Origin of the sequence: Achromobacter aegrifaciens, assembly GCF_902859965.1 — a bacterium.
In the GTDB taxonomy this organism is placed as follows: domain Bacteria; phylum Pseudomonadota; class Gammaproteobacteria; order Burkholderiales; family Burkholderiaceae_B; genus Achromobacter; species Achromobacter aegrifaciens.
Genome location: NZ_CADIKO010000001.1, coordinates 249444 through 267759 on the forward strand (window position 1 = coordinate 249444; position 18316 = coordinate 267759).

Below are 18316 nucleotides of genomic sequence, written 5' to 3' on the forward strand. Positions count from 1 at the left end.
CAATGCACCGCCTGGACGATCCCGCCCCGTTCTTCAACCCCGATATCGACTCGCAATGGACCTATGCCATGCGCGTGCACGCGGACGAGAACGATCAGGAATCCCCGCCGCACCGGCACGCAATGGGACAGCTGGTGCTGTCCTTGCAGGGCGGGGTGACCTGCTCCGTGCCGCAAGGCCTGTGGATGGTGCCGCCGCAATGCGGCGTCTGGATTCCTGGCGGCGTGCCGCACAGCAACCGCGTCACGCAGAACGGCCGGGTGTGTTTCCTGTTCGTACCGCCAGACGCCGCGGGCCTGCCTGGACAGTGCTGCACGTTGGCGATCTCGCCGCTGGTACGCGAACTGGTCGTCTACCTGGCCGACCTGGCTCCGCAGGACACCGCCACGCCTTCCAACCGGAAGCTGGCTGAAGTGCTGGTCGAGCAGTTGGCGCGCATGCCGGCCGAACAACTGCACCTGCCCATTTCGGAACACCCGCGCCTGCGTGAAATCGCCGATGCCCTGCACGCCGATCCCGCCGACCGCAGCACGGTGGCGCAATGGGGCAGGCGCATCGCCATGAGCGAACGCACGCTGGCGCGCCTGGTGCAGCAGGAGCTCGGCATGAGCTTCGGCCGCTGGCGCCAGCAGATGCACATCATCCAGGCCTTGCAGCGCCTGTCCGCGGGCATCTCGGTGCAGCGCACGGCGGAAGACCTGGGCTACGAGTCCGTCAGCGCCTTCATCACCATGTTCCGCAAGACGCTGGGCAAGACGCCTGCCCGCTACTTCGCGGACAAGGCCGACGGTATCAATTGACGGCGGGCGGATAGTCCAGTTCGCCCGATTTCATCTGGCCGCGCAGGCGCGCCTCGCGCAGTTCCGCGACCGTCTGGTCCCTGGTCTTGTCCGATTGCGACGGCAGCGCGGGCGGATAATCCTGTTCGCCATACGTGACCAGGCCGGCCGCGCGCGCGGCGTCGAGTTCTTCGCGCACCTGCTGGCGGGTCTTGGTGCTGACATGAGGCAGATCCACCGGGTATTGCTGTTCGCCATAAGTCACCAGGCCGGCGGCCTTGGCTTCCATCAGTTCTGCGCGCACCTGTTCACGGGTCTTGCCTTCGGCATGCGCGGCGGCGCCGACGAGCGCCATGCTCAGCGCCAGGACGGAGAGTCGAAATGTATTCATGAAATCCTCTGCGGTTAACGAGTGCTGCAATATTCGTTCGCCTGCCCGCCGGGATAAATCCCGCGCGGCGCAATCGAAGATTGCCCGCCGCGCAAGCCTCGCCGCACACCCGCGCAGCACCCCACGCACCCTTGCGTCGGGCGCAAGGGTGGGTTGATCCAGGGATGGTTTTTCCGCCCCCCGCATCTACCTAGACTGAATAGCTCCTGTTATCCAAGGACGCTATTCCATGTTGTCTTCCTCATCTCCGGGCAGGGGCGGCCCACGATCATGACGGCCGCCGCTCCCCCCACCCCGCCCGCTGCTGCGGCCTTCGGCTGGCGCATCCTGACCGGATTGCTCGGCGTGCTGCTGGCAGTGATCCTCGCTGGGCTCAACGAAAACGTGACCAAGATGGCGCTGCCCGACATCCGCGGCGCGCTGGGCATCAGCTACGACCAGGGCACCTGGTTCGTCGCCGTCTACGCGGCGGCGTCGGTATGCGCCATGGCGTTCGCGCCCTGGTGCTCGGTCACGTTTTCATTGCGCCGCTTCACGGTCACGGCGCTGGCCGCCTTCGCGCTGTTCGGCGCGCTCTGCCCGTTTGCGCCCAACCTGCCCGTGCTGCTGTTCCTGCGCACGCTGCAAGGCCTCGCGGGCGGCGCGCTGCCGCCCATGCTCATGACGGTGGCGCTGCGCTTCCTGCCGCCAGGCATCAAGCTCTACGGCTTGGGCGGCTACGCCCTCACGGCCACCTTCGCGCCCAGCCTGGGCATACCGCTGGCGGCCTTCTGCACCGAGGTGCTGGGTTGGCGCTGGGCCTTCTGGCTGATCGTCGCTCCCGCGGCGCTCGCCGCATGGGCCGTCTGGCGCGGACTGCCCCAGGATCCGCTCAAGCTCGAGCGCTTGCGCCTGTTCGACTGGCGCGGCCTGCTGCTGGGCGCCCCGGCGCTGTCCATGCTGGTCATCGGCCTGTTGCAGGGCGACCGGCTGGACTGGCTCAACTCGCCGCTGATCTCCGTGCTGCTGGGCGGCGGCGGCGTGCTGATGGTGCTGTTCATGGTCAACGAATGGTCGCATCCCCTGCCGTTCTTCAAGATCCAGCTCCTGCGCCACCGCAATCTCAGCCATGCCTTGCTGACGCTGGGCGGCGTGCTGATCGTGCTGCTGGGCGTGATCCTGATTCCCTCGTCGTTCCTAGCGCAATTGCGCGGCTACCGGCCGCTGGAAACGGCGCCGGTGCTGCTCACCATGGGCCTGCCGCAGCTGATCGCGCTGCCGCTGGTCGCGGCGCTGTGCAACCTGCGCCAGGTGGATTGCCGCTGGGTGCTGGCCTCGGGCCTCGGGCTGCTGGCCGTATCCTGCCTGCTGGGGTCGCAGCTGACGCCCGTCTGGTCGCGCGAGCAGTTCTATCTGCTCGAAGCCGTGCAGATCTTCGCCCAGCCCATGGCCGTGATCCCGCTGCTGATGCTGGCCACGGGCGGCCTGGCGCCGCAGGACGGCCCCTGGGCCTCATCGTGGTTCAACACCATCAAGGGTTTTGCCGCGGTGGCCGCCACCGGCCTGCTGGACGCGCTGACCACCTCGCGCCGCAATTACCACTCCAGCATGCTGGCCGACCAGCTGGGCAACTTTCCGCTGAGCACGGCCGGCGAAAACGCTGCGGCGCTGTCCCGCCGCATCCAGGAGCAGGCCGCCGTGCTGACCTCCGCCGACCTCTATCTGTGCATGGCCGGCGTGGCCGTGCTCCTCATCCTGCTCATCCCCTTCGTCGCGACCCGGATCTACCCTCCGCGCGCCGCGGCCTGAAATCGAGTCCATATCATGCCATTCCCTCTTTTGACTTCTCCCCTTCCCCGCGCCGGCGCCCTCGGCGCCCTGGTCCTCCTGGCCTATGCGGGCTGGTCATGGTCCGCCACCGGCGCCGCTGAATCCACCGACGACGCCACCGTCGTCGCCGATCACACCATCGTCGCGCCGCAGGTGTCCGGCTTCATCGACGCCGTGCTGGTCGAAGACAACCAGGCCGTCAAGCAGGGCCAACTGCTTGCCCGCATCGACGACCGCGACCATCAGGCCGCGCTGGCGGCCGCAAGCGCCGAGCTCGCGGTGGCGGCGGCGCGCCTCTCGGACGCGGCCGCCACCCTGGAACGCCAGCAGGCCGTGATCGAGCAGGCCGTCGCCGTCACGCGCGCCGACCTGGCGGACATCCGCTATGCCGAAAGCGAGGCCCAACGCCACCGCAGGCTGGCCAGCGAGGGCGCGGGCACCCAGCAAGCCTATGAACAGGCGCGCAGCCGGCTGGACATGGCGCAGGCTCGGCAAGCCGAACACACAGCTACCTTGCAAGCCGCTCGCAAGCAGCGCGACGTGCTGGAAGCCAACCGCGAGGCGGCACAGGCCGGGCTGCTGCGCGCGCAGGCCCTGAAGGACCGCGCGGAACTCAATCTGTCGCATACCCAGGTCGTCTCCCCTATCGATGGCATCGTCGGCCGGCGCTCGCTGCGCGTGGGCGCCTACGTCAGCCCGGGCACGCCCATCCTCGCAGTGGTGCCGCTGCAGCAAGCCTATGTGGTGGCCAACTTCCGCGAAAAGCAGTTGACCCGCATGCGTCCGGGCCAGCTCGCGACCATCACGGTCGACGCCTATCCGGATACGCCGCTGCGCGGCCGCGTCCAGAGCATCGCGCCAGCCACGGGCCTGAGCTTTTCACCGGTAGTCCCCAGCAATGCCACCGGTAACTTCACCAAGGTCGCGCAGCGCCTGCCCGTCAAGATCGTGCTGGATGCGCCGGCCGAAGGCGCGCCGCCGCTGCGCGCCGGCATGTCCGTCGAAGCCGTGGTCGATACCGGCGCCGCGGCAGAGGAGTCCACGCAATGATCCCGCGCCGCTTGCTCAATGCCATGCTGGCCTGCACACTTTCCGCCTTGGCAGGCTGCGCCGTGGGCCCCGACTTTCAGGCTCCCCAGGCGCAATTGCCCGCGCAGTGGCGAGTACCCGACGCCTCCGCCGCGGACAGCGTCCCCGTGCCGCAAGATGTGAACACGTCCTGGTGGGACAGCTTCGGCGATCCCACCCTGAGCGCCTTGATCGCCGAAGCGACCGAGGCCAACCTGGACATACGTATCGCCCACGAACGCCTGCTGCAAAGCCGCGCGGCCTTGCGCGTGACCGAAGCCGACGGCCTGCCCGCCGTCGGTGCGGGCGCAAGCTACAAGCGCGGCCAGAACAGCGAGGTCGGCCTGGCCGACCCTTCGGGCCACGGCGGCAAGTCCTCATTCAACCTGTGGCAAGCGGGCGTGGACGCCAGCTGGGAACTGGACCTGTGGGGCCGCGTGCGGCGCGAAGTCGAACAGGCCGGCGCCCAATCCCAGGCGGCGCTGGAGGCGCAGCGCGGCGTGGTCCTGGCCATCCGCGCCGAAACGGCGCGCAACTACATCCTGCTGCGCGGCACGCAGAACCAGCTGGACGTGCTGCGCCAAACGCTCGCCAATGCCGAACGCAACCTGGCGCTGACCCGCCTGCGCCAGCGCGAAGGCGTCGCCACCGAACTGGACGTTTCACAAGCCGATGCGCAGGCCGCCTCCATCGAAGCCGGCGTGCCGCCGCTCGTGCTGCGCATCGAACAGCTGATGAATGCGCTGGCGCTGCTGCTGGAGCAACCGCCCGGCGCGCTGCAACCGCGCCTGGCGGCGGTGGGCCCGATACCGGGCGGTCCGCTGCAAGTCCCCGTCGGGCTGCCGAGCGAACTGGCCGAACGCAGGCCCGACATCCGCCGCGCCCAGGCCAATCTGCATGCGGCCGTCGCAGCCATCGGCGTGGCCGAGGGCGATTTCTATCCGCGCATCACGCTATCGGGCAACCTCGGCCTGCAAGCCCTGCAGTTGCGAGACCTGGACTCCGACAATGCCGGCGTCTTCGGCGTCGGCCCCGCGTTGCAGATTCCCATTTTCCAGGGCGGCCGGCTGCGAGGCCGGCTGCGGCTGCGCGAATCGCAAGCTCAGGAAGCCGCGCTGCTGTACCAGAAGACCGTGTTGAATGCCTGGCATGAAGTCGACAACGCCATGACCGCCTACCAGGCGCAGCAACTGACCCGGGTGAGTCTGGAGCGCGCCTCCGAGAGCGCCCGCCAGGCGTTGCTCAACGCGCAACGCCAATATGCCGCGGGCGCGTCGGACTTCGTGAACGTGCTCAGCGCGCAGAACGCGGTGCTGGCCAGCGACCAGGCCCGCGTGTCGACCCAGGCCGCGGTGTCGCTGGTGCTGGTGGATCTGTACCGCTCGCTGGGCGGCGGCTGGGAACCGCCCGCTGCGGGTCTCAGCCCTGCTTCGGCCCCGCGATGATGAACAGCCGCGGGAACGGCAGCAGCACCGTGCCGTCGGCCAGCGCCGGATAGGCCTCTTCGATCAGCGACTGGTAGCGGGCCAGGAAACTGGCCTGCCCGGCGGCGTCCAACCGGTCCAGGTAGGGCCGCAGCGCCGTGCCCTTGAACCACTCCACGACCGCCGCCGCGCCTGCCAGCGGGTGATGATAAGTCGTGCGCCACACGTCCAGCAGGCCGCAATGCGGCTTGAGCAGTTCGTAGTACCAGGCCGCGCTGTGCCGCGGCGGATGCTTGAATCCGCCGATGGCGGCGGCCCAGGGCGCTTCGCCTGCCACCTGGCGCGCCAGGCGGTGGGCCGGCTCTTCCAGGTTATCCGGCGTCTGCACCGCCAGGCTGCCGCCCGGAGCCAGCTTGCCGACCAGGCGCGGATACAGCGTCGCGTGGTCCGGCACCCATTGCAGCGCGGCGTTCGCCAGGATCACGTCGTAGGTCTCGGGCGGATTCCACGTGGCGATGTCGGCCAGTTCAAATTGCAGCCCCGGCAGGCGCTTTCGCGCCGACTGCAGCATGTCCTCCGAGCTGTCCATGCCGCTGATTTCGGCGTCGGGGTAGCGGCTGGCGAGCACTTCGGTGGAGTTGCCGGGGCCGCAGCCCAGGTCCACGGCGCGCTTCACGTCCTGGTTGGGCAAGGCGGCGACCAGGTCCCGCACCGGACGGGTGCGTTCGTTTTCAAAGGCGGAATACTGTTTGGCGGACCAACTGGTCATGACGGCTCCTTGCGGCTTTTGGACTGTCCAGCACTCTACGCCCGCCGCACAGGCGCGACAAATCCCAAAAAATGCGCCCGCCATATCCGTTGGATATGGCGGGCGCTTTGCCTCTGGTCGCGGGATTATTCAGCCGCGAGTTCCTGCTTGGAGGCGTCCGAGCGGGTTTTCCACAGCGAGAACAACACGCCGCCAGCAATCAGGCCGAAGGTTACCGACAGGGACAAGGCAGCCGGCACCTTGCCGATGAAACCGACCAGGAAGATCTTGCCGCCAATGAAGACCAGGACCAGAGCCAGGGCGTACTTCAGGTAATGGAAGCGGTGGATCATCGCAGCCAGCGCAAAGTACAGCGCACGCAGGCCCAGGATGGCGAAGATGTTGCTGGTGTAGACGATGAACGGGTCTGTGGTGATGGCGAAGATTGCCGGCACGGAGTCCACCGCGAACAACAGGTCCACAAACTCGATCAACACCAGCGCCAGCAACAGCGGCGTAGCCCAACGCACCTTCTTCGACGTGGCGGGATCGGTCTCCATCACCCAGAACGCGTTGCCGCGCAGCCCTTCCGTGACGCGCATGCGGCGCTTCAGGAACTTCAGGATCGGATTGGACGCAATATCCGGCGTCTGGTCCGCAATCATCCACATCTTGATGCCGGTGAACACCAGGAAGGCGCCGAACAGATACAGCAGCCAGCCAAAATTGCTGACCAGCGCCGCGCCCAGGCCTATCATGATGGCGCGCAGCACGATCACGCCGAGGATGCCCCAGAACAGCACGCGGTGCTGGTACTGGCGCGGAATCGCGAAGAAACTGAAGATCAGCGCGATCACGAAGACGTTGTCCATCGACAGCGACTTCTCGATCATGAAGCCCGTGTAGTAGGCCATGCCGCTGGCGGAACCCATCTGCCACCAGACCCAGGCGCCGAACAGCAGCGCCGCGGTGATGTAGCCAGCCGAAAGCAACAGGCTCTCGCGCACGCCGATCTCACGGTCTTCCTTGTGCAGCACGCCCAGGTCAAAGGCCAGCAAGGCGACCACGATGCCGATGAATAGCAGCCAGCTCCAGGCCGGGGTGCCGAAGAAATCGGCGGAGAGTAAGGTGAGCAAGGTGTCCATGATGTTCCCGCTTGTGTTCGAAGGGGCTCATGATCCGGATCCGAGGCCGATGGAGAAATCAGCCTGAAAGTGAGTTAAGGTTCGAAAAAACCGAAGTGATTCCTGCCATGCTCAATTATCGACACCTGTATTACTTCTGGATGGTCGCCAAGGAAGGCGGCTTTTCCCGCGCCGCCGAAAGGCTGGACATGGCCATCCAGACCATCAGCGCGCAAGTGCGCGAACTGGAAAAAAACCTGGGCCACCAGCTGCTCAAGCCGGCCGGGCGCGGCGTGGCGCTGACCGACGCGGGCGAGGCCGCCTTCGCCCGCGCCGAAGAGATCTTCCAGATCGGCCAGATGCTGCCCCAGGAAGTCCGCGCCGCCGCCACCAAGCCCGTCATACGCCTGTCGGTGGGCCTGTCGGACGGCATTTCCAAACTGGCCGCGCAGGCCCTGCTGGGCCCGGTGCTGCACACGCCGGACCTGCGCCTGACGTGCCACGAAGGCGAGGTCGAGGAACTGCTGGGCGAACTTGCCCAGCATCACCTGGACCTGGTGCTGGCCGGCCAGGGCGCGCCCGCCAACCCCAACCTGCGCCTCACCAGCGACCGCCTGGTCTCGTCGCCAGTGGACTGGTACGGTCCCGCCAAGCTGGTGCGCAAGGCCGACACCCTGGACTTTCCACGCTGCCTGGAACGCCTGCCGGTGCTGCTGCCCACCGGCCATTCCGTGCTGCGCCAGACGCTGGACCGCTGGTTTTCCGAACAAGGCATCTATCCCAACGTGGTCGGTGAATTCGAGGACAGCGCCCTGATGTCGGTATTCGCGGCCCGCGGCCTGGGCGTGTTTCCGCTCAGCCGCCTGGGCGGCGGCGATATCGGCGTGCTGCGGGGCTTGCGTCCCCTTGCCCGCTGCGACGACGTGCACGAGGAAATCCACGCCATCCGCAACCGCCGGGGGCAGCACCATCCGCTGGTCCAGATCGTGCTCGCCAAGGCAAAAACTTCGGTTTTTTCTTAACGTTTGTCACAACCACGCTGGTTTTTCAGAAATAGAATCCGCCTTATCGTGGACCCTCTTTTGAAACATCGGAGTACCACCTCAATGAAAAAGATCATCTGGCTCGCCTTCGCCGTGCTTGCAGCACTCTGGACCGGGCTGGTTGCGCTGACGCTGCAGCTGACCAACTGGGTCCTGTCGACCATCGCCACGACCCAGGTTCCCGGCACGGCGCTGGATACCTCGCAATGGGTTCCGCCCGCCTGGGCGGCGGCCTGGGTCGACCCCGCCTGGCTGCAGACGCTGCAGGGCGGCCTGGTCTGGGCCGCACAGGGCCTGAACCAGATGCTGCCCTTCGCCGGCAGCCTCGGCACGCTGATCTCCGTACTGGCCTGGATCTTCTGGGGCTTCATCATCGTCGGCCTGCTGGTGCTGGCGCTGATCCTCCACTGGCTGGCCGGCAAGCGCGAGCAAGCCGCGGCGCCCGGCCGCCAAGTGGTGTAATAGGGCAGGCAACGCGGCAACCCGGCGCGCTGCCCCTTACAAGAGGAGCGTACCGTGCCCACCGTTCATTCCCCTGCCCCGAAGCTGTTGCTGGCGGCCCTGCTGGCCATGGCCGCCACGGCGGCGCAGGCGCACCCCGTGCGCTCCGCCTACGGCGTCGAGGTCTGCACGGTCACGGGCACTTCCGGGGAATACAGCGTGCGCGTGCGCAACACCGGCACGGCGCCCCTGGCCCGCGCCGAAGTCAACGGCGTCAGCCTGGATTCCAGCGGCCACGCGGCCGGTCCTCTCACCGTCAATCTGACCGACATCCCTGCCGGCAAGTACAAGACTGCCGTGCTGGGACGTCCCGGCAATGCCGCCGCGCTGGTCAGCATCGCCACTTATGTCACCGCCAATGGCGCGGAAACCCACCAGCAGGATCTGTTCGCCGGCAAGGTGGCGCACGTTTCGCCGGGCTCAGCCCTGCAATACACCCTGGCTCCGCTGGCCGTACGCGGCTGGACAGTGGCCTATGGCACCAAACAGGATCCCAAGCTGGAAGCCGGGAGCGCCGTGCTGCTGATCTACCCCGTCACCCTGGGCAAGAAGCGCGACGCGACGCGCCCGGATGCCGGCCGCACGCCGGCCGACGTGGTGCCGCTGGCGCCCTGCGGCGCGGCCGCCGGAGCAAAGAAATCCTGAACGCGTTCAGGTGCCGCTGAGCAGGTCGCGCTCGTTCAGGAGCGCATAGACGATCTCGGGCCGGTTATCGAAACCGCGGCGGATGGCGGCGGGAATCGCCGTGCGCGTCTTGCGGCACAACCCCAGCTGGTCCTCCAGCTGGATCGCAATGCCGCGCGAGGTGCGCACCTCGTTCTCGCTGGGCGTGATGTGGATCACGATGCCCAATTGCGCATGGATACGTCCCTGCATGGCGCGCAGGTCCTCCAGGCTGGAGATGTTCTCCAACCGCGCCACAAGGCGCTTTTCCTCTTCCTTGGTCAGCCGCAACACACGGACGTCGGCAGACGGATCGGCCAGCAGCCGGTCACGGTCACACATACAGGCGCCCGGCGGACATTCTTGGCGGATGGGAAACGGAAAATTCATGGCGGGCGGAGCGCGTCGCGGCAATCTTGCGTATCTTGGAATTCTACCCAGGATCCTGCGCCGCCCGCCGGGCGGCAAGTCCTGGTTTCCCCGCAAGCCGCTGCGGCATAATGCCTCACCGAGTTCACGGCGCGGAGGGCGCCCGCATGAAAGGATTCCTGTCGCTGGCGGCACTGGCCGCGCTCTTCATGCCCGGCCAGGATGCCGCCGCGCGCGACTACTCGTACGCTGTCCGGCCCGGCCTGCCTGCCGTGGTGACCATTACCGAGTTGCCGCAACAGCGCCTGAGCGTACGCGTGGGGGACGGGTCCGCTCAGCAAATCGCGGACATCTCCGGCGACGAGGAGGTGGACCAGTTCCAGGACGTGGACGTCGACCATGACGGCTACCTCGACTTCGTCATCGGGCAGACTGGCGGCAGTACGCAAGCGATTTCGCGCATCTTCCTGTACCGCCCCCAGGACGGGCGCTACCAAGAGATCCCGTATCCCGATGCAGTGGCCAGCCCATGCCGCGGCTTCGTCAATCCCGAATTCGACGCGGCCAAGCCCATTATTTCCGTGGCGTGCCGCTACAGCGCCGACACCTATGGCTTCGAGCAGTACCGGGTGTGCCCGGACGGCTCGGCGCGGATCATTTCCTGGACCCGGCGCGAAGGCGAATCGGAGCGCAAGATTCCGCATCCCGGCGCCAAGGGCGCCACATGCGCCGCGCGGACTGGCCGCTAAGGCGCCAATCCCCCCGAAAATCCCCCCCTGCGCAATGGCGCCGCAAACGCCGCGGCCGCTATAGTTGCGCTTCCGCCCACCAGGCTCTACGTCCGAGGACACCCCCGCCGTGCTGATTTTCCACAACCCTGTCCACGAAAAACACGCTGGCCGACAGGAAATGTTCCGCGGCAAGCTGGTGCCCTGTCACGAAACCCCGGCGCGCCTGGAGTACGTGCTGCAAGCGCTGAACCAGCGCGGCATCGGCGCATTGCGCACGCCATCGGCGGCGGACCTGGGCTTGGTCAAGCGCGTGCACGCCCCGCGCTACGTGGACTTCCTGGAAACGGCCTGGCGCGACTGGGTGGCGCTGGATCCGGCCAATGCCGGCCTCGACATCCTGCCTTCGGTCTGGCCCGTGCGCGGATTCCGCCACGACATCGAACCGACCGACTTCGCCGCGCGGGTCGGCCTGTTCTCGTTCGACAGCGGCTGCCCGCTGACCGCGGGCACCTGGGAGGCCGCCACCGCAGGCGCCGCCTGCGCCATCGACGCCGCGCGCGCCGTTTCGGCGGCGAGCGGCCCTCGCGTCGCCATGGCGCTCACGCGCCCGCCCGGCCACCACGCGGGCCCTGACTTCTTTGGCGGCTACTGCTTCCTTAACAACGCGGCGCTGGCCGCGCAAGCGCTGCGGGAAGCCGGCGCCGAACGCGTTGCCATCGTGGACGTCGACTACCACCACGGCAACGGCACGCAGAGCATCTTCTATGAACGCGCCGACGTGCTGACCGTATCGGTGCACGGCGACCCGACCACCGAGTACCCCTTCTACCTGGGCTACGCCGATGAGCGCGGCGCAGGCGCTGGCCTGGACGCCAACCTGAACCTGCCGCTGCCCGCCGGCACCGGTTTCGCCGCCTGGACGCGGGCATTGGAACAAGGGCTGTCCGCCGTGCGCGCCTTCAAGGCTGACGCAGCGGTGATCGCGCTGGGCGTGGACACCTACGAAGGCGATCCCATCTCCAAGTTCCAGCTCAAGAGCGCCGACTACCTGCACGTGGGCCGCCTGCTGGCAGGCCTGGGCCTGCCGGCGGTGTTCACGATGGAAGGCGGCTACGCCGTGGCGGACGTGGGCGTCAACGTCGCCAACGTGCTGGAAGGCTACGCAGGCTGAACGGCAGACGCTTTCAGTCGCGCGTTTCGAGCACCTTGTTGATACGCAGCGCCAGCAGCGTGCAGGCAGCCCCCGACAACAGGTAGACGCTGACCGCCACCAGCCCGAAACGCGCGGACAGGCCCAACGCGACCAGCGGCGCAAATGCCGCGCCGATCAGCCATGCCATGTCGGAGGTCAGCGCAGCGCCGGTATAGCGGAAGCGCCGCGTGAAGTTCGCGGTGACAGTGCCCGAAGCCTGGCCATAGGACAGCCCCAGCAGCACGAAGCCCACCAGGATGAACGCATCCTGCGCCTTGGGCCCGCCGCCCAGCAGCCAGGGCGTGAACAGCGCGAACACGGCAATCAGCAGGGCCAGCAGGCCCAGCGTGGTGCGCCGTCCGATGCGGTCGGCCAGCCAGCCCGAGGCAATGGTGCCCAGTATGCCCAGCACCGCGCCGACGATCTGCACGATCAACACGTCCTGGATCTGCTGGGTAGCGCTGACCGCAATCCAGGACAGGGGAAACACCGTGACCAGATGGAACAAGGCATAACTGGCCAGCGCCGCGAATGCGCCGATGAAGAGGTTGTAGCCTTGCTCGCGCACCATCTGCGCAACGCTGATCGGTTCGAGTTCGCCCTCTTCCAGCAGCTGCGTGTATTCCTCGGTGACGACCAGGCGCAGCCGCGCGAACAGCGCCACCACATTGATGGCGAACGCCACGAAGAAGGGATAGCGCCAGCCCCATTCCAGGAAATCGGCTTCGGTCAGCGTCACGTGCAGGAACAGGAACAGCGCGCTGGCCACCATGAAGCCCACGGGCGCGCCCAGCTGCCCCAGCATGGCATACCAGCCGCGGCGGTTGGGCGGCGCATTCAGCGCCAGCAGCGACGGCAAGCCGTCCCATGACCCGCCCAGCGCCAGCCCTTGCAGGCAGCGGAACACCGCCAGCAGCGTGATCGCATGCGCGCCGATGACGTTGTAGCCCGGCAGGAAGGCCATGCCCACCGTAGCCGTTCCCAGCAGGAACAGGGCGATGGTGAGCTTGGTCGCACGCCCCCAGCGCCGCTGCGCCGCCATCGAGAGCGCCGTGCCGATGGGCCGCATGATGAAGGCGAACGAGAAGATGACAAAGGACCAGAGCGTGCCTTCCAGTCGCGGTTCGAAGGGGAAGAAGACCTGCGGAAAAACCAGCACGCAGGCGATGCCGAAGACGAAGAAATCGAAGTATTCGGAAGCGCGCCCCACCACCACGCCCACCGCGATTTCCCCTGGCGCCACCTTGGCGTGGCTACCGCCGCCGGCCGCGGGGAGTGAGGGAGCATGACCGGGATATTGCGTGGTGGTCGCCATGTGAATGCTCGCTGAAAGGAGGTTCGGAACAGATCCTGAAACACACCCGCGCGCCTGCAGCCCATATCGCGCAGAGCCGCTCCGTCATTGGGATGCAGCCCTGGTCTGCGCGCGTCGCCCTGCACATTTTTGTTCTTTTTACCCTAGATTTTTCGCGGCTTCCAGCGTAGTGTTGCGTTTACTTCCCACGGTTACGTTTCGGGGTATGGTCATGCCGTCCTTCCCAAGGTTCCGCGGATTGGTCCTGGTTGCCGCGCTGCCATTGCTCGCCGGATGCAATGCAGTCCTGCTCTCGCCCTCGGGCGACATCGCCTTGCAGCAGCGCAACCTGATCATCATTTCCACCGGCTTGATGCTGTTGATCATCGTGCCGGTGATCCTCCTGACTTTCGTGTTCGCGTGGCGCTACCGGGCCAGCAACAAGGAAGCGCACTATGACCCTGACTGGAATCACTCCACCATGCTGGAGCTCCTGATCTGGGCCGCGCCGCTGCTGATCATCATCGCGCTGGGCGCGCTCACCTGGGTCAGCACGCACCAATTGGATCCTTACCGCCCGCTAGTGCGCCTGTCCGAAGGCCGCGAAGTGCCGGCCGGCACCAAGCCGCTAGTCGTGGAGGTCGTGGCGCTGGACTGGAAGTGGCTGTTCATCTATCCCGAACAAGGCATCGCCGCGGTGAACGAAATGGCGGCCCCGGTGGACCGTCCCATCCAGTTCAAGATCACGTCGTCCACCGTGATGAATTCCTTTTTCGTGCCCGCGCTCGCGGGCCAGATCTACGCCATGCCGGGCATGCAGACTACCCTGCACGCGGTGATCAACCATCCCGGCGAATACGAAGGCCTGTCCGCCAACTACAGCGGCTCGGGCTTTTCCGGCATGCGCTTCAAGTTCCACGGCGTGGATCAGCAGGGCTTTGACAAATGGGTGGCTGACGCCCGCGCCTCCAACGCCACGCTCAGCCGCGAAACCTACCTGAAGCTGGAGCAACCCAGCGAACGCAACCCGGTGCAACGCTATGCGTCCAGCGCGCCCGGCCTGTTCGAGGCGATCGTCAACCGCTGCGTGGAACCCAACCGCATGTGCATGCGCGACGCGATGGCGATCGACGCGCAAGGCGGCATGGGCATACCCGGCGCGCTCAATGTCACCACGCTGGACGCCGGAACGCGCGAGCGCCTGGGCCTGACCGGCGCGCCGCGCAAGTATGTGGGCGCGATGTGCACCGCTACCGAAGGACTGGTCCTGTAGCGGATCGCTGGCGCACGGGGCTTCGTGAAATTGCGGTCTTTTTGCTGGAATCGAGATGCCTGATCAACCAGACCTCACCAAGCTGATCTTCGGTAAGTTGACCTGGGAAGCCATTCCCTACCACGAACCGATCCTGCTCTTCACCTTCATCGCGGTCGCCATCGGCGGCATCGCGGTGGTGGGCGCCATCACCTACTTCGGCAAATGGGGCTATCTGTGGCGCGAGTGGTTCACCAGCATCGACCACAAGAAGATCGGCATCATGTACGTCATCCTGGGCATCGTGATGCTGCTGCGCGGCTTCGCCGACGCCATCATGATGCGCCTGCAACAGGCGGTGGCGTTCGGCGATTCCATGGGCTACCTGCCGCCGCACCACTACGACCAGATCTTCACCGCGCACGGCGTGATCATGATCTTCTTCGTTGCCATGCCGCTGGTCACGGGCCTGATGAACTACATCGTGCCCTTGCAGATCGGCGCGCGCGACGTGGCCTTTCCGTTCCTGAACAACTTCAGCTTCTGGATGACCACGGGCGGCGTCATCCTGGTCATGATGTCGCTGTTCGTCGGTGAATTCGCGCGTACCGGCTGGCTGGCGTATCCGCCATTATCGGGGATCCTCCAGAGCCCCGACGTGGGCGTCGATTACTACATATGGGCCCTGCAGATAGCGGGGGTAGGCACACTGCTTTCCGGCGTCAACCTGCTGGTCACCATCGTCAAGATGCGCGCGCCGGGCATGACCATGATGCGCATGCCCATCTTCACCTGGACCGCGCTGTGCACCAATGTGCTGATCGTGGCGGCTTTCCCGGTGCTGACCGCGGTGCTGGCGCTGCTGTCCATGGACCGCTACGTGGGCACCAACTTCTTCACGGCGGACTTCGGCGGCAACGCCATGATGTACGTGAACCTGATCTGGATCTGGGGCCATCCCGAGGTCTACATCCTGATCCTGCCGGCCTTCGGCATCTTCTCCGAAGTGGTCTCCACCTTCTGCCGCAAGCGCCTCTTCGGCTATGCGTCCATGGTGTACGCCACGGTCGTGATCACGGTGCTGTCGTACCTGGTGTGGCTGCACCACTTCTTCACCATGGGATCAGGGGCAAGCGTGAACTCGTTCTTCGGGATCACCACCATGATCATCTCGATCCCCACCGGCGCCAAGATCTTCAACTGGCTGTTCACGATGTACCACGGCCGCATCCGCTTCGAGGTCCCCATGCTGTGGACCCTGGGGTTCATGGTGACCTTCGTGATCGGCGGCATGACGGGCGTGCTGCTCGCCGTGCCGCCCGCCGACTTCGTCCTGCACAACAGCCTGTTCCTGATCGCGCACTTCCACAACGTGATCATCGGCGGCGTGCTGTTCGGATTGATGGCCGGCATCACGTACTGGTTTCCCAAGGCCTTTGGCTACAAGCTCGATCCGTTCTGGGGCAAGTGCTCGTTCTGGTTCTGGCTGGTGGGCTTCTACGTCGCCTTCATGCCGCTGTATGTGCTGGGGCTGATGGGCGTGACGCGGCGCGTGAATCACTTCGAGGACATGTCCCTGCAGATCTGGTTCCAGGTGGCGGCCTTCGGCGCGCTGCTGATAGCCTGCGGCATCGCCAGCTTCCTGATCCAGCTGGTGGTCAGCTATCGCCGCCGCGAGTCGCTGCGCGACGACACCGGCGACCCCTGGGACGGCCGCACGCTGGAATGGTCGACATCGTCGCCCCCGCCCAACTACAACTTCGCCTTCACGCCGCGCGTGCATGACCAGGACGCCTGGTGGCAGATGAAGCAGCACGGCTACCTGCGGCCGCAGCAGGGCTTCATTCCCATCCACATGCCCAAGAACACCTGGGCGGGCATCGTCCTGGCGGGTATCAGCGTGGTGATGGGTTTCGCCTTGATCTGGCATATGTGGCCGCTGGCCGTGCTGTCGTTCGCGGCGCTGATACTGGTGTCCATCATTCACACCTTCAACTACAAGCGCGACTACTACGTGCCGGCCGAAGAGGTCGTGCGCGCCGAAGACGCCCGCACAAGGTTGCTAGCGAAAAATGTCTGATACCCTGGCCCCCAACCTGCCCGGCGGCGCCGCGCCGCCCGCGGAGCCCATGTTCCACGTCCCGGGCGAACACCACCCCAAGAACGGGACCCTGCTCGGGTTCTGGGTCTACCTGATGAGCGATTGCCTCATCTTCGCCTGCCTGTTCGCCACCTATGGCGTGCTGGGACGCAACTATGCGGCTGGCCCTTCCGGCGCGGACCTGTTCGACCTGCCGCTGGTAGCGGTGAATACCGCGCTGCTGCTGCTGTCTTCCATCACCTACGGTTTCGCGATGCTGGAAATGCGGCGCAACCGCGTCGGCGCCACCCAGCTCTGGTTGGCCGTGACCGGCATCCTGGGGCTGGGCTTTCTGTCGCTGGAACTGTACGAATTCGCGCACCTGATCCACCAGGGCGCCGGCCCGCAGCGCAGCGCCTTCCTGTCGTCCTTCTTCACCCTGGTCGGCACCCACGGGCTGCACGTCACCTTCGGCATCGTGTGGCTGGTGACGATGATGATCCAGGTCCAGATGCACGGCTTGATCCCCGAAAACCGCCGCCGCCTGATGTGCCTGTCCATGTTCTGGCACTTCCTGGACCTGATCTGGGTGGGCGTCTTCACCTTCGTGTACCTGATGGGAGTGCTGCCATGACCGCGCACCTGGATCATCCGGCCGATCACGGCCACGGCGGCCACGACCACCACGACGACGATGACGGCGCCGCCCATGGCACCTTCAAAAGCTACATGACCGGCTTCGTGCTGGCGGCCATCCTGACCGCCATCCCGTTCTGGCTGGTCATGAACCAGGTCTTCTCTCAGTCCCGGACCACCGCGCTGGTGATCCTGGCGTTCGCCGCGGTGCAGATCGTGGTCCACATCATCTACTTCCTGCACATGGACACCAAGTCCGAAAGCGGCTGGAACATGTTGGCGTTAATATTCACGCTGGTGCTGGTCGTAATCACGCTCAGCGGATCCATCTGGATCATGTACCACCTCGACTCCAATATGATGCCCATGTCCACACACGACATGCGGAAAATGCCCTGATGGCCGCAGTAAACGACTCCACTTCCCGCGACACCTCCTCCCGTAATCCGCGCAGCAAAGTTACCCTGGTCATCCTGGGGGTGCTTGCTGTTGCCATTTTTGCGGGCCTCTGCGCCCTGGGCACCTGGCAGGTGCACCGGCTGGCCTGGAAACGCACCCTGATCGCGCAGGTCGAACAACGCGCCCATGCGGCGCCCACGCCGGCGCCGGCCCAGGCCGAATGGCCCGCGCTGACTTCCGACAACGCCGAATACCGCCGCGTCACCGCCAAGGGCACCTATCTGTACGACCGCCAGACCCTGGTGCAGGCCGCGACCGAGCTGGGCAGCGGCTACTGGGTCATGACTCCGCTGCAGTTGCCCGAAGGCGGCACGGTGCTGGTCAACCGCGGCTTCGTGCTGCCCGAATGGCGCAAAAGCAAGTCGGCCATACAACAAACGCCCGAAGAAGCCAGCGTCACCGGCCTGCTGCGCATGGGCGAGCCGGCTCATGGTTTCCTGCGCAACAACGATCCGGCGACCAACCTCTGGTACTCGCGCGATCTGCCCGCCATCGCTGCGGCGCGCGGCCTGACCGACGTGGCCCCCTACTTCATCGACGCCGATGCGACGGGCAAGGACGGCAGCGGGCGCACCGCTCCCGTCGGCGGCCTGACGGTGCTGAACTTCCCCAACAATCACCTGAGCTACGCCATCACCTGGTACGCCCTGGCAGCCATGGTGCTGGTCGGCGTTTTCATCTTCGTGCGCGAGGAAAAGCGCGCGCGCCGCAAGGGCTGAATCCGCCGGCTGCGGCCGGTGTCCTACAATGAGG

At 66.1% G+C, this 18316-nt stretch carries 19 protein-coding genes; 14 read left to right on the top strand and 5 right to left on the bottom strand.

Going from position 1 to position 18316, the window contains the following annotated elements; translation table 11 throughout:
- The first annotated feature begins 2 nt into the window (after window positions 1-2).
- Window positions 3-800: an AraC family transcriptional regulator gene (locus tag HV793_RS01275; RefSeq protein WP_175212512.1), complete on the top strand. Its 798-nt coding sequence runs from the start codon at window positions 3-5 to the stop codon at window positions 798-800.
- Here the strand turns inward: HV793_RS01275 and HV793_RS01280 are convergent.
- A complete protein-coding gene (locus HV793_RS01280; protein ID WP_054451701.1) occupies window positions 793-1170 on the bottom strand; it encodes a DUF4148 domain-containing protein in 378 nt (125 codons plus the stop codon). The two genes, HV793_RS01275 and HV793_RS01280, sit on opposite strands and share 8 nt — an antisense overlap.
- A 270-nt stretch (window positions 1171-1440) precedes the next feature.
- Here HV793_RS01280 and HV793_RS01285 point away from each other — a divergent pair, with 270 nt between their 5' ends.
- The 3 genes from HV793_RS01285 to HV793_RS01295 are packed head-to-tail and all read left to right on the top strand — an operon-like array spanning window position 1441 to window position 5492.
- A complete protein-coding gene (locus HV793_RS01285; protein WP_054451702.1) occupies window positions 1441-2958 on the top strand; it encodes an MFS transporter in 1518 nt (505 codons plus the stop codon).
- A 15-nt stretch (window positions 2959-2973) separates the two neighbouring features.
- Window positions 2974-4029 carry an HlyD family secretion protein gene (locus HV793_RS01290; RefSeq protein ID WP_082400784.1) on the top strand — a complete coding sequence of 352 codons (1056 nt, stop codon included), beginning with the start codon at window positions 2974-2976 and terminating at the stop codon, window positions 4027-4029.
- Window positions 4026-5492: an efflux transporter outer membrane subunit gene (locus tag HV793_RS01295; RefSeq protein ID WP_054451704.1), complete on the top strand. Its 1467-nt coding sequence runs from the start codon at window positions 4026-4028 to the stop codon at window positions 5490-5492. The genes HV793_RS01290 and HV793_RS01295 overlap by 4 nt, the downstream gene beginning before the upstream one ends.
- Here HV793_RS01295 and tam read toward each other — a convergent pair.
- Together tam and HV793_RS01305 are read right to left on the bottom strand one after the other, a co-directional pair.
- Window positions 5467-6240 carry a trans-aconitate 2-methyltransferase gene (tam, locus tag HV793_RS01300; RefSeq protein ID WP_054451705.1) on the bottom strand — a complete coding sequence of 258 codons (774 nt, stop codon included), beginning with the start codon at window positions 6238-6240 and terminating at the stop codon, window positions 5467-5469. The genes HV793_RS01295 and tam overlap by 26 nt on opposite strands.
- Window positions 6241-6365: 125 nt before the next feature.
- On the bottom strand, window positions 6366-7364 hold the full coding sequence (locus HV793_RS01305; protein ID WP_119449458.1) for a TerC family protein: 999 nt from the start codon (window positions 7362-7364) through the stop codon (window positions 6366-6368).
- A gap of 107 nt (window positions 7365-7471) precedes the next feature.
- Here HV793_RS01305 and HV793_RS01310 point away from each other — a divergent pair, with 107 nt between their 5' ends.
- From HV793_RS01310 to HV793_RS01320, 3 genes are all read left to right on the top strand, one after another.
- A complete protein-coding gene (locus HV793_RS01310; protein WP_054452273.1) occupies window positions 7472-8365 on the top strand; it encodes a LysR family transcriptional regulator in 894 nt (297 codons plus the stop codon).
- Window positions 8366-8449: 84 nt separating this feature from the next.
- Window positions 8450-8848 (top strand): hypothetical protein, encoded by a 399-nt coding sequence (locus HV793_RS01315; protein WP_054451706.1) that lies wholly within the window; start codon window positions 8450-8452, stop codon window positions 8846-8848.
- 54 nt (window positions 8849-8902) lie between these two features.
- On the top strand, window positions 8903-9532 hold the full coding sequence (locus HV793_RS01320; protein WP_175160205.1) for a hypothetical protein: 630 nt from the start codon (window positions 8903-8905) through the stop codon (window positions 9530-9532).
- Between the two features lie 6 nt (window positions 9533-9538).
- On the opposite strand, the gene HV793_RS01325 is transcribed toward HV793_RS01320, so the two are convergent.
- Window positions 9539-9940 carry a hypothetical protein gene (locus HV793_RS01325; RefSeq protein WP_054451707.1) on the bottom strand — a complete coding sequence of 134 codons (402 nt, stop codon included), beginning with the start codon at window positions 9938-9940 and terminating at the stop codon, window positions 9539-9541.
- Window positions 9941-10086: 146 nt separating this feature from the next.
- Between HV793_RS01325 and HV793_RS01330 the strand changes: the two genes are divergently transcribed.
- Window positions 10087-10668 carry an XAC2610-related protein gene (locus tag HV793_RS01330; RefSeq protein ID WP_054451708.1) on the top strand — a complete coding sequence of 194 codons (582 nt, stop codon included), beginning with the start codon at window positions 10087-10089 and terminating at the stop codon, window positions 10666-10668.
- Between the two features lie 109 nt (window positions 10669-10777).
- Window positions 10778-11821: a histone deacetylase family protein gene (locus tag HV793_RS01335; protein WP_175212513.1), complete on the top strand. Its 1044-nt coding sequence runs from the start codon at window positions 10778-10780 to the stop codon at window positions 11819-11821.
- Window positions 11822-11834: 13 nt separating this feature from the next.
- Here the strand turns inward: HV793_RS01335 and HV793_RS01340 are convergent, their stop codons facing one another.
- Complete coding sequence (locus HV793_RS01340) at window positions 11835-13157, bottom strand: MFS transporter (protein ID WP_054451710.1); 1323 nt, start codon at window positions 13155-13157, stop codon at window positions 11835-11837.
- A gap of 211 nt (window positions 13158-13368) precedes the next feature.
- On the opposite strand from HV793_RS01340, the gene cyoA reads away from it, so the two are divergent.
- From cyoA to HV793_RS01365, 5 genes are read left to right on the top strand one after another with little or no spacing between them, the layout of a single operon-like run.
- The gene (cyoA, locus tag HV793_RS01345; RefSeq protein WP_054452277.1) at window positions 13369-14409 is read left to right on the top strand and encodes a ubiquinol oxidase subunit II; all 1041 of its coding nucleotides are present in this window, start codon (window positions 13369-13371) and stop codon (window positions 14407-14409) included.
- Between the two features lie 55 nt (window positions 14410-14464).
- Entirely contained in the window at window positions 14465-16468 is a 2004-nt protein-coding gene (gene cyoB / locus HV793_RS01350; RefSeq protein ID WP_054451711.1) for a cytochrome o ubiquinol oxidase subunit I, read from the top strand.
- On the top strand, window positions 16461-17102 hold the full coding sequence (cyoC, locus tag HV793_RS01355) for a cytochrome o ubiquinol oxidase subunit III (RefSeq protein ID WP_054451712.1): 642 nt from the start codon (window positions 16461-16463) through the stop codon (window positions 17100-17102). Before cyoB ends, cyoC begins: the two co-directional genes overlap by 8 nt.
- Complete coding sequence (gene cyoD, locus HV793_RS01360) at window positions 17099-17503, top strand: cytochrome o ubiquinol oxidase subunit IV (protein WP_054451713.1); 405 nt, start codon at window positions 17099-17101, stop codon at window positions 17501-17503. The genes cyoC and cyoD overlap by 4 nt, the downstream gene beginning before the upstream one ends.
- Window positions 17503-18282 (top strand): SURF1 family protein, encoded by a 780-nt coding sequence (locus tag HV793_RS01365; RefSeq protein WP_125473163.1) that lies wholly within the window; start codon window positions 17503-17505, stop codon window positions 18280-18282. Before cyoD ends, HV793_RS01365 begins: the two co-directional genes overlap by 1 nt.
- The last annotated feature ends 34 nt before the right edge of the window (window positions 18283-18316 follow it).